The organism is Microbacterium sp. Au-Mic1 (genome assembly GCF_021341785.1).
Taxonomy (GTDB): Bacteria; Actinomycetota; Actinomycetes; order Actinomycetales; family Microbacteriaceae; genus Microbacterium.
Genome location: NZ_JAJTTF010000002.1, coordinates 27,304 through 36,638 on the forward strand (window position 1 = coordinate 27,304; position 9,335 = coordinate 36,638).

Annotated in this window: 11 protein-coding genes; 8 read left to right on the plus strand and 3 right to left on the minus strand. The window is 69.3% G+C overall.

From position 1 onward, the window contains the following. The first annotated feature begins 8 nt into the window (after positions 1–8). From LXM50_RS02660 to LXM50_RS02670, 3 genes are all read left to right on the plus strand, one after another. Positions 9–1,400, plus strand: coding sequence for a PrsW family intramembrane metalloprotease (locus LXM50_RS02660; protein WP_233309595.1), 1,392 nt, complete (start codon positions 9–11; stop codon positions 1,398–1,400). A 289-nt stretch (positions 1,401–1,689) separates the two neighbouring features. After that, positions 1,690–2,058 carry an FKBP-type peptidyl-prolyl cis-trans isomerase gene (locus LXM50_RS02665; protein WP_233309597.1) on the plus strand — a complete coding sequence of 123 codons (369 nt, stop codon included), beginning with the start codon at positions 1,690–1,692 and terminating at the stop codon, positions 2,056–2,058. Between the two features lie 160 nt (positions 2,059–2,218). After that, complete coding sequence (locus LXM50_RS02670) at positions 2,219–2,767, plus strand: YceI family protein (protein ID WP_233309598.1); 549 nt, start codon at positions 2,219–2,221, stop codon at positions 2,765–2,767. A 78-nt stretch (positions 2,768–2,845) separates the two neighbouring features. On the opposite strand, the gene LXM50_RS02675 is transcribed toward LXM50_RS02670, so the two are convergent. Beyond that, complete coding sequence (locus LXM50_RS02675; protein WP_233309600.1) at positions 2,846–3,739, minus strand: DNA-3-methyladenine glycosylase; 894 nt, start codon at positions 3,737–3,739, stop codon at positions 2,846–2,848. Between the two features lie 60 nt (positions 3,740–3,799). Continuing rightward, positions 3,800–4,669 carry a sigma-70 family RNA polymerase sigma factor gene (locus tag LXM50_RS02680; RefSeq protein ID WP_233309601.1) on the minus strand — a complete coding sequence of 290 codons (870 nt, stop codon included), beginning with the start codon at positions 4,667–4,669 and terminating at the stop codon, positions 3,800–3,802. Between the two features lie 85 nt (positions 4,670–4,754). On the opposite strand from LXM50_RS02680, the gene LXM50_RS02685 reads away from it, so the two are divergent. Continuing rightward, positions 4,755–5,249, plus strand: coding sequence for a carboxymuconolactone decarboxylase family protein (locus tag LXM50_RS02685; RefSeq protein ID WP_233309602.1), 495 nt, complete (start codon positions 4,755–4,757; stop codon positions 5,247–5,249). A 36-nt stretch (positions 5,250–5,285) separates the two neighbouring features. On the opposite strand, the gene LXM50_RS02690 is transcribed toward LXM50_RS02685, so the two are convergent. Continuing rightward, complete coding sequence (locus tag LXM50_RS02690) at positions 5,286–6,518, minus strand: MFS transporter (RefSeq protein ID WP_233310078.1); 1,233 nt, start codon at positions 6,516–6,518, stop codon at positions 5,286–5,288. A gap of 216 nt (positions 6,519–6,734) precedes the next feature. On the opposite strand from LXM50_RS02690, the gene rpsO reads away from it, so the two are divergent. The 4 genes from rpsO (at position 6,735) to LXM50_RS02710 (ending at position 9,269) form a co-directional block, all read left to right on the plus strand. Continuing rightward, the gene (gene rpsO / locus LXM50_RS02695; protein WP_018187174.1) at positions 6,735–7,004 is read left to right on the plus strand and encodes a 30S ribosomal protein S15; all 270 of its coding nucleotides are present in this window, start codon (positions 6,735–6,737) and stop codon (positions 7,002–7,004) included. A gap of 169 nt (positions 7,005–7,173) precedes the next feature. Then, on the plus strand, positions 7,174–8,064 hold the full coding sequence (locus LXM50_RS02700) for a hypothetical protein (RefSeq protein WP_233309603.1): 891 nt from the start codon (positions 7,174–7,176) through the stop codon (positions 8,062–8,064). Positions 8,065–8,071: 7 nt separating this feature from the next. After that, positions 8,072–8,962, plus strand: a complete 891-nt coding sequence (locus LXM50_RS02705) for a hypothetical protein (protein WP_233309605.1) — start codon at positions 8,072–8,074, stop codon at positions 8,960–8,962. Then, entirely contained in the window at positions 8,955–9,269 is a 315-nt protein-coding gene (locus LXM50_RS02710; RefSeq protein ID WP_233309607.1) for a transcriptional regulator, read from the plus strand. The genes LXM50_RS02705 and LXM50_RS02710 overlap by 8 nt, the downstream gene beginning before the upstream one ends. Positions 9,270–9,335 lie beyond the last annotated feature (66 nt).

Below are 9,335 nucleotides of genomic sequence, written 5' to 3' on the forward strand. Positions count from 1 at the left end.
CTTTGGGCATGAGCTTTGGAGGACACGGCGATCCCGCCGCGCAGCGCCCTGCCTCGCGCCCGTCGACGCCCGCATCGACGCCGTACCAGCCGCCCTCCGCCGCGCAGACCTCGCCGCAGGTTCCGCAGCAGCCCGTGGGCGCGTACCAGCCGCCGCAGTTTGCTCAGCAGCCGCAGTACGTCCAGCCCCAGAACTACCCGCAGACGGCATCGACGCCGATCGCGCCGGTCTACGGCTCGGTGCTCGCGCAGCGGCCGGAGCACCACGGCGCCGTCGCCTACGACGCGTACACGCCGCCCGCTCCCGTTCAGGCGGTGCCTGCTCTTCCCGTGCCGTCCGCGAAGGGGCGGCACGCCTCCGTGTGGGCCTTCGGCGCTCTCGGTTTCGTTCTTCTCGGTCTCATCGCCTACTTCGTGTGGGCGCTCGGCCCTGCGGCGTCGATGATCGGCATGGTCCTGGCGCTCGTCCCGCTGACGATCGTGTTCTTCGGCGTGTTCTTCATCGATCGATGGGAGCCGGAGCCGAAGTCGCTGGTCGCGTTCGCGATCGCCTGGGGCGCGATCGCCTCCGTGGGTCTCGCTCTCGCCGTCGACCTCTTGCTCACTCTGCTGTTCGGACAGCGCGGCGACGATCTGACGGCCGTGTTCCAGGCGCCGATGGTCGAGGAGACCGCGAAGGGCCTCGGCGTCTTCCTGATCTTCGTGATGGCGCGTCGCAGTTTCGACGGCCCCATCGACGGGATCGTCTACGGCGCCCTGGTCGGCGCCGGATTCGCCTTCACCGAGAACATCCAGTACTTCGCGATCAGCCTCATCGAGGGCGGGGCGCCCGATCTGACCGTCACGTTCGTGCTGCGCGGACTCATGTCGCCCTTCGCCCACGCGATGTTCACGTCGGTGACCGGCTTCGCGATCGGGCTCGCGGCGCGTCGCGGAGCTTCGGCGGGGCGTGCGCTCGGTTTCGGCGCGCTCGGACTGCTGGGCGCGATGGCACTGCACGCGCTCTGGAACGGCTCTTCGATGATCGGCAACTTCTTCGTGCTCTATCTCGTGCTGCAGGTGCCGCTGTTCGTCGGCTTCATCATCGTGATCATCCTGCTGCGCAAGGAGGAGGCGCGGCTCACCTTTGCCCGGCTCAGCGACTACGCGACGGCGGGGTGGTTCACCCCGCAGGAGGTGTCGATGCTCGCGACGCCGGCAGGTCGTCGCGTCGGCCTGCAGTGGGCGTCGGGACTGCGGGGCGACCGCCGTCCGGTCATGCGCGGGTTCATCAAGGATGCGACCACCCTGGCGTCCGTACGGCAGCGCATCATCACCGGACGGGATCCGCTGGCGACGCAGGACGAGCAGGTGCTGCTGCAGCGTACGCACGCGGCGCGCGAGGCCCTGCTCTCGGTCTGAGGGCACGCGAGAGGTTTCGGCTCGCTCCGCTCGCTCAACCCTGCTACGCGAGGGCTCAAGTCCGCTACGCGGCCGTGAGCCCTCGCGTAGCAAGACTCAGCGCCCGGTGCTGCGGCGATGCCTGCAAGTCCTCCGGGCGCTGAGTTGATCTGAAGACAGGTTGCACCCGCGGCGCGGGGATGTCAAGGTTCGGGCGTCTCCGATCCTCGTCGAGGCACGCCGAGCACTGTTCGCCGTCGGCGCAGTGCCTCGCGTTGACCGGACCGAAACCGTCGGGTTGTATGGACGTATGACTGAGCGCACCAAGCCCGAGTTCGACGCCCCCACCGGACCCGCTCCCACGGAGCTCGTGATCCGCGACATCATCGAGGGAACCGGCGACGAGGCGAAGCCCGGCGACACCGTGACTGTGCACTACGCCGGTGTCGAGCACGACACCGGCGAGGAGTTCGATTCCTCCTGGGGTCGCGGCGAGACCATCCAGTTCCCGCTGCGCGGCCTGATCCAGGGCTGGCAGGAGGGCATCCCGGGGATGAAGGTCGGTGGACGTCGTGAGCTGATCATCCCGCCGCGGCTCGCCTACGGACCTGCCGGATCCGGTCACTTCCTCGGGGGGAAGACCCTCATCTTCATCATCGACCTCATCGCCGTCGGCTGACGAGAACGATCGCGAAGGCCCCGTCTCGGACGGGGCCTTCGTCGTGTCGGGAAGACCTCGGAAAAAGTTGGGCAGACCGGGAATGCATTCAGGTGAATGTAAGTTGTACCGTGATGTCGCCGCAGGAGCGGTGGCCCAGAACTTCGTACGAGGAGCAGCAATGAGCATCGACATCCCCGGCTACCGCAGCGGCACCTGGACCCTCGACCCCGCCCACAGCGAGGTCACCTTCAGCGTCCGCCACATGATGATCTCGAAGGTGCGCGGCACGTTCGGTGTCAAGAGCGCGACCCTGGTCGCCCCGGAGAACCCGCTCGAGGCGCGAGTCGAGGCGAGCGTCGACGTGACCTCGCTCGACACCGGCGACGCCGGCCGTAACGGCCACCTGATGTCGGCCGACTTCTTCGATGCCGAGAAGTACCCGACCATGGACTTCGTCTCCACCGGCGCGCGCGCCGAGGGCGGCGACCTGTTCGTCGACGGCGACCTGACCATCCACGGCGTCACCAAGCCGGTCACCTTCGAGCTCGACTTCGGCGGCTTCGGATCCGACCCGTACGGGAACTACAAGGCCGGCGCGTCCGCGAAGGCCGTCATCAACCGCGAGGACTTCGGCCTCACCTGGAACGCGGCGCTCGAGACCGGCGGCGTGCTCGTCGGCAAGGACGTCACGATCACGCTCGACCTGCAGGGCGCGCTGCAGGCGTAATCCAGATCCATCCGAAGGGCGGGTGCCGCATCGTGCGGCGCCCGCCCTTCGCGTGTAGAGGTGCTACACCGGCGCCGTTCACGCCGCAGGCCCATCGATGAGCCGGCTCCCGACCGCTCGCAGCGACACGGCTGCCCAAGTGCGGAACGGTCGCCAGGCTTCGGCGATCCGTCCCAGCTCGGCGTCGCCCGGCATGTGATCGAGGTCGTACAGCGTCTGGACCGCGGCGCGGGTGTGATCCTCCTGCGTGGACAGCACGTCGGCGAGCCCGCACGCGCGGATCACGATGAGCGCGCTGTAGAAAGGGCCGATACCGGGCAGACGTTGCACGTCGAGCATCGCCTCCTCGGGCGTCATGCCGGCCAGCCGGTGCACGTCGAGCTGTCCGTCCAGCGCCGCGCGGGCGATCGCGTGCAGACGGGGGATCCGGTCCGCGGGCAGTCCGGGGAACTCCTCGACTCCCAGCAGCTGCTCGGGCAGCGGCAGAGCGGCTTCGTGCCGTCCCGAGAGCGCGAAGACCGTGCCGTGCTGCTCGGAAAGACGCCGGCGCAGTGCGATGCCCTGCCGTCGTGCACGGCGGGCGGAGAGGACCGCCCACACCGCGGCCTCGTACGGGCTGTAGAAGTTCGACGGTCGGAAGCCCGGTGCCGCGGCGTGTACGCGCGCGAGCACCGGATCCGCAGCGCACACGGCCGCCCACGCGTCGCCGTCGTGGTCGGCCGAGACGACGCGGGCCACCTGCGCGGCGATCGCGTCGAGGTCGCCGTCGCCGTGTGCCGTCAGAGCGAGCGCGCCGTCCTGCTGGCGCACCTCGACGCCGACCTGGGCGTCGAGTGCATCGGTGCAGAACGCGAGCCGCATGACGCCGTCGAAGGCGGATTCGTCGCGATGGCCGAATCCCATGAGTGCGACCTCGCGGAGGTCGTACGGCCCGATCAGGGGCAGCGTGGTCGTGCGGATCGTGGTGCTCATCCCGCCAGTGTGCACCGGGCCGGCGACATCGGCGCCCTACGATCCGACGTGCTTCCGGCGTCAGCGCGGCAGCGTCAGCTCAGCCAAGCGCGCGGGGCCGGCGAACGCGTCGATCGCCGCGATCCTGTCCCCGCCGACGTCGAACGCCATCACCGACACCGCGCGCCGGCCGACCATGACCACGACACCGGGGAGGCCGTCGACCAGCACCGGGAGGAGCACGGCGTCCGGGATGGCGAACATGAGCGCCTGGCCTGCGACGGCCGCACTGCCGCGCACGAGCGCCGTGGCGGAGAGCCCCTGCTCGATCCGCAGTTCGACCTCGGGGGAGAGCAGCGACACCAGGCGGTCGAAGTCGCCCGCGCGGGCGGCCGCGAAGAACGCCTCGACGACGGGACGTCGTTCCCGGGCGGGGCGGATGCCGACCATGTCGGCCGAGCGCACCCGGCGGCGCGCGCGGCTGGCCAGCTGCCGCACCGCATCGGGGGAGCGCTCGAGCAGCTCCGCGATCTGCTCGAAGGGCACGTCGAAGGAGTCGTGCAGCACGAACGCGACGCGCTCGGCGGGGGAGAGCCGTTCGTGCACGACCGTGAGTGCGGCGCCGACGGCCTCGGCCCGCTGTGCCTCGTTCGCAGGATCCGGTGCCCGCTCATCCGTCTCGATGACCGGACTCGTCGCTTCGTTGTCGAGCGGGATCTCGCCCCGCGACGCGCGAGAACGCAGCACGTTCAGGCAGGCGCGGGATGCGATCGTGGTCAACCAGCCGCCGAGGTTCTGCACGTCGTCCGCGCCGGCTGCGGAAGCCCGCAACCACACGTCCTGCACGATGTCATCGGCCTCTGCGGTGGATCCGAGCATGCGCTGCGCGAGCCGGCGCAGCCGCGGCCGGTGCTCCTCGAAGCGCCGGGCGAGGGAATTCTCGTCCGTCATGTCACATCTCCTCCGGCCCGCGTGTCATCAGAGTGACCGTCCGGATCGGGACGGCATCTGACGAGAAGAACGGGACGAGTCTGACATGACCATCGACCAGACCATCGACACCACGGCCGCCGTCGCGATCAAAGCGCGGATGCCGCATCCGGCGTTCCTGCTCGAGGGAGGCTTCGACGCTCTCACCGGACTCAGCAGGGTGGCGGGCTCGAGTGATCTGCCGGAGGAGCTGCTGCATCTCGTGCATCTGCGGGCCAGCCAGATCAACGGATGCAGCTGGTGCACGATCGAGCACTCCAAGGAGATGCGCGCCGACGGCGCCGGCGACGAGCGGGTCTTCGGCGTCGCCGCCTGGCGTGAGGCGCCCCTGTTCACCGAGCGGGAGCGCGCGGCGCTCGCGCTCACCGAGGCCCTCACCCGGATCGCGGACACGGCGGATCCGGTGCCCGACGCGCTGTGGGCCGAGGTGTCGGCCCAGTTCGACAAGCGGCAGCTGTCCGCGCTGATCCTGGCGATCAGCGCGATCAACGTGTGGAACCGCATCAACGTGGCGATCCGCCAGCCCGCCGGACAGCGCTGACGAGCCGGAGGATCCGCAGCCGTCGCCGACGGGCGCTCAGGGCTGCGGATCCTCGGCGTCGTAGGCCCGGAAGCGCGGGCTCAGCCGTACGAACAGCGCCACGAGGCCGATCACGAGCAGCCCGCCCAGTAGCGGCGGGAACCACAGTGCGGTGAGCGAGGCCAGTGCCCCGGCGTAGAGCGCGCCGAGCCGCGGCCCGCCCGCGACGACGATGATGAACACGCCCTGCAGGCGACCGCGCATGGCGTCGGGCACGGCGGCCTGCATCATGGTGTTGCGGTAGATCGAGCTGACGTTGTCGGCTGCGCCCGAGAACGCCAGCGCGACGCAGCCGAGCGCGATCAGCAGCACGTTCGGCGAGCCCGCGGTCGCAGGCGAGCTCGGGAGCAGGGCGCCCGCGAGCAGCACCGCGCCGAACAGCGCGATCATCGAGCCATAGGCCTGCACGGCCCTGGCGATGCCGCGACCGTGCCACCGGTAGTGCACGATGCGGCCGGAGAACAGGCTCGAGAGGAACGTCCCGACCGCGACGGCCGCGGTGAGCAGGCCCGTGGTGACCGCACCACCGCCCAGGATCACGGTGCCGAGCGCAGGGAAGAGCGCCAGCGGCTGGCCGAAAGTCATGGCGCAGATGTCGAGGATGTACTGCATCCGGATGTTGCCGGCGCGCCGAAGGAAGCTCCAGCCGTCGACGAGCGAGGCGAGTCCTGGGCGCACGATCTCGCCCTCCGGCTTCAGTGCAGGCAGGGTCCACAACCCGAGGAACATGGACAGCATCAGGATGACGTCGATCGTGTAGGTCCAGCCGTAACCGGTGAGTGCGACGAGGACGCCGGCGAGGGCGGGGCCCGCCATCACGGTCATGCCGAATGCCACGCCGTTCAGCGCCGAGGCTGGCGCGAGCAGTTCGCGGGGGAGCAGCCGGGGCACGATCGCGGTGCGCGTGGCCATGCCGACGGAGTTCGCCGCGGCGATGATCATGCTCAGCGCGTAGAGCCACCAGATCGTCTCCCGGTGCGTCCAGGTGAGCGTCGCCAGCAGGGCGGTCGCGGCGAAGGTGATCACGGCGGCGATGAGTGCGACCCGTCGGCGGTCGAAGGCGTCTGCGAGCATGCCGCCGTAGAGACCCGCGAGGATCATCGGCACGAGGCCGGCGACGGCGATCATGGAGACGGCGAAGGTGCTCTGTGTGAGCTCGAACACGTGCAGCATGACGGTCACGACCGTGAGTTGTCCGCCGATGCCGCTGAGGGTGGACCCGATCCACATCCGGGCGAACGCCGGACTCCGCCGGAACGGGCTCAGGTCGATCAGGTGACTCACCCATCGAGCGTACTGGCGGAGCGACGGGTCGGGATCCGGCGCGGCGCGCGGCGCCGCCCGGTGCTGATAGACTTGTGCGGTTGCCGTTCGATCGGCCGCGGATAAAGAGAGCCCACGCATCAGGCGTCGGGCACCGCGCAGCAAAGAGGAAGGGGATCACCTATGGCACTGGAAGCAGACGTCAAGAAGGCGATCATCGAAGAGTACGCGACGCACCCCGGTGACACCGGATCCCCCGAGGTGCAGGTTGCCATGCTGACGCAGCGCATCAAGGACCTCACCGAGCACCTCAAGGAGCACAAGCACGACCACCACTCGCGTCGTGGCCTGTTCCTGCTCGTCGGTCAGCGCCGTCGTCTGCTCGGCTACCTCCAGGACGTCGACATCAACCGCTACCGGTCGTTGATCGAGCGTCTCGGACTCCGCCGCTAAGCAGCAGCGCAGCCAGCGTACAATCGCGCGAAACATTCTTGCGAGGCCCGTCCCACGGTGTGGGGGCGGGCCTCGACCTTTGTCCCCCTTGTCCGGAGGCATGCTTTCCTGTAGGAAAGTGAGATGAGCTTTCCTGGTGGAAAGCGAACGAACGGATCGAGGGGGAACCGTGGAGCAGGAGTCGATACCCGGGCAGGACCCGCTCGAGCCCCCGGATCCTCGCGTCGCGCAGGCCTATCTGGATGTGCTGCCCGGCCTGCAGTCCCGGCGTGAGATCGTGATCGACCGCCGTCGGCTGGCCCGACTCGCCATCATCGAGGGCGTTGCACTGGCCGCATACTTCCTGGTGTTCCTCACTGCATGGATGCTGCAGCGTCGAGCAGGGACATCTACCACGACGCCCGTGAGCGCGATCGCGGTGTACCTCACCTGGGTGTCGCTGGTACCGGGGCTCCGCGAGCGCTATGGCGCGCGTCTGGCGCTGACGGCAGGACAGCGGACGGTGCAGGTGCTCCTGATCGTCGGCGCGCTGGTCGCGTTCCTGGGCATCATGATCGTCGATCTCGCGGTCGCCCCGCTGTCCCCGCTCTGGGCCGGTCTGCCGGCGCTGTTCGCGGCGGCGTCGGGACTCTGGGCATGGCGGATCCTGTCGCACGCGGCGCGGGATCAGCATAGGAGACCGGCGCCGCCGCATGCGGAGTTCACCAGGGCCGGGCGCATCACGACCGTCATCTGCGGGATCGTCCTCACCGCCTGCATCGTCGCGACAGGTCTGGGCGCGCAGCCGCGTTTCGGGACGACGATCTCGGCCTTCACCTGTGTCGCGGCGACGGTGGTCGTGCTGATCGGTCAGTTCTCCGGCCGTGCCACCGCCGTCGGCGAGATGTGGCACGCGCCGCAATGGACGATGTTCGCCATCGGGGCCGGGGCCGCCGCAACAGTCGTGATGCTGTTGGCGATCGCCCCCGGCGCAGCATTCCCCGTGAGCATCATGCTGGGCGCACTGATCCTCGTGGTGAGCATCGTCGTGAGCGTGCGGCCGGAACCGACGGATGAGTGAGGGCGACATGAGCGAGAACGGACGCGGCAACGACGTCGGCCTGATCGGTTCCCCCCAAGATGCCCGCGCGGCGCTCGATGCTCTATCCGGGATCTCCTCGCGACGCGACGAGCTGCTGGATCGGCGTCGGCTGGGCGGGATCCTGCTCGTCGATGCGATCATTCCCACGGCGGCGTTCACGTCATGGATTCTGGTGCAGGCGCTCCGGGATGACTCGGTGAGCATGCATTCCATCCCGGCTCTCGCAACACTGGTCGTCGTGCTCTTATGGGATCAGCTCGCCCGAGGGCTGCGCGAACGGTATCGCGCACGGGCAGCGCTTCACGGTGCCCGGCGTGCGGTGCAGAACGCGCTCTCGGCCGTCGGGGCCGGGATTCTTGTCGTCGCTGTCTTCCTCACGTTCTTACGAGGGGAAGCACCGGTCGTGCTCGCCGTGATCGGATCCATCCTCCTGATCAGCAGCGGTGTCTGGGCTGCCGGCGTGATGATGCGAGAGGCGAAGGGCGCGCCGCGGATGCCACCGGCGGAGCACGCGGTGATGAACGTCGCAGGGCGGTTCGCCACGTTCTTCTTCGGTCTCGGGTTGGGATCGATCGCGATGGTCGGGCCGTTGGCTGCCGCGCCCGGCGGAACTTCCGCGTTCGTCGTCATCCTCGCCGTGATCGCATTGGTCATCGCCGGCGCCGGGCGTTTCCTCAACGCGGTCCCGGAGCTCGGCGCGATGTGGCGCCCGCCGCAGTGGGTCGCGTTCGCGCTGTCGACCGCGATCGTGCTCATCGCGCCAGTGCTCGGCGCGGTCCGCCCCGCAGAAGCGGTTCTGTTCGGCATGGTCGCCGGGGGAGCGGTTCTCCTCGTGTTCGGCGCTGCCGCGCTCTGGCCGGTGGGCTCCGATGCCTGAACCGCATCCGCGTACGCGGCTCGACGACACCTTCGCCGGAGCGATCCGCTTCTCGATGATGGCGGCGTTGCGCGATGGCGTGGAGATGGACTTCGCGACGCTCGCGCACGTGCTGCAGGCGAACGATTCCGCAGTGAGCAAGGCGATCGCGGCGCTGTCGGCCGTCGGCTATGTGGTCGTCCGCAAGGGTCAGGTCGGCGCGCGCCCACGCACCTGGGTGCGGGCGACCGCCCCGGGCTCGCGGGCGTTCGAGGCGCACGTGCAGGCGCTGCGCGACATCGTCGGCGGGGGCGGATCGGCGATCTGAGTCCGCGTGCCCGTGCCGAGTGAACGGGATCCCGTCGAACGCACCGCGTGGTCGCGCCGACATGCC

Excerpts from the sequence above, each read along its gene's own strand:
- LXM50_RS02670 (WP_233309598.1), top strand. The coding sequence starts at position 2,219 with ATGAGCATCGACATCCCCGGCTACCGCAGCGGCACCTGGACCCTCGAC.
- LXM50_RS02675 (WP_233309600.1), bottom strand. The coding sequence starts at position 3,739 with ATGAGCACCACGATCCGCACGACCACGCTGCCCCTGATCGGGCCGTAC.
- LXM50_RS02660 (WP_233309595.1), top strand. The coding sequence starts at position 9 with ATGAGCTTTGGAGGACACGGCGATCCCGCCGCGCAGCGCCCTGCCTCG.
- rpsO (WP_018187174.1), top strand. The coding sequence starts at position 6,735 with ATGGCACTGGAAGCAGACGTCAAGAAGGCGATCATCGAAGAGTACGCG.
- LXM50_RS02680 (WP_233309601.1), bottom strand. The coding sequence starts at position 4,669 with ATGACGGACGAGAATTCCCTCGCCCGGCGCTTCGAGGAGCACCGGCCG.
- LXM50_RS02665 (WP_233309597.1), top strand. The coding sequence starts at position 1,690 with ATGACTGAGCGCACCAAGCCCGAGTTCGACGCCCCCACCGGACCCGCT.
- LXM50_RS02705 (WP_233309605.1), top strand. The coding sequence starts at position 8,072 with ATGAGCGAGAACGGACGCGGCAACGACGTCGGCCTGATCGGTTCCCCC.
- LXM50_RS02710 (WP_233309607.1), top strand. The coding sequence starts at position 8,955 with ATGCCTGAACCGCATCCGCGTACGCGGCTCGACGACACCTTCGCCGGA.
- LXM50_RS02690 (WP_233310078.1), bottom strand. The coding sequence starts at position 6,518 with ATGTGGATCGGGTCCACCCTCAGCGGCATCGGCGGACAACTCACGGTC.
- LXM50_RS02685 (WP_233309602.1), top strand. The coding sequence starts at position 4,755 with ATGACCATCGACCAGACCATCGACACCACGGCCGCCGTCGCGATCAAA.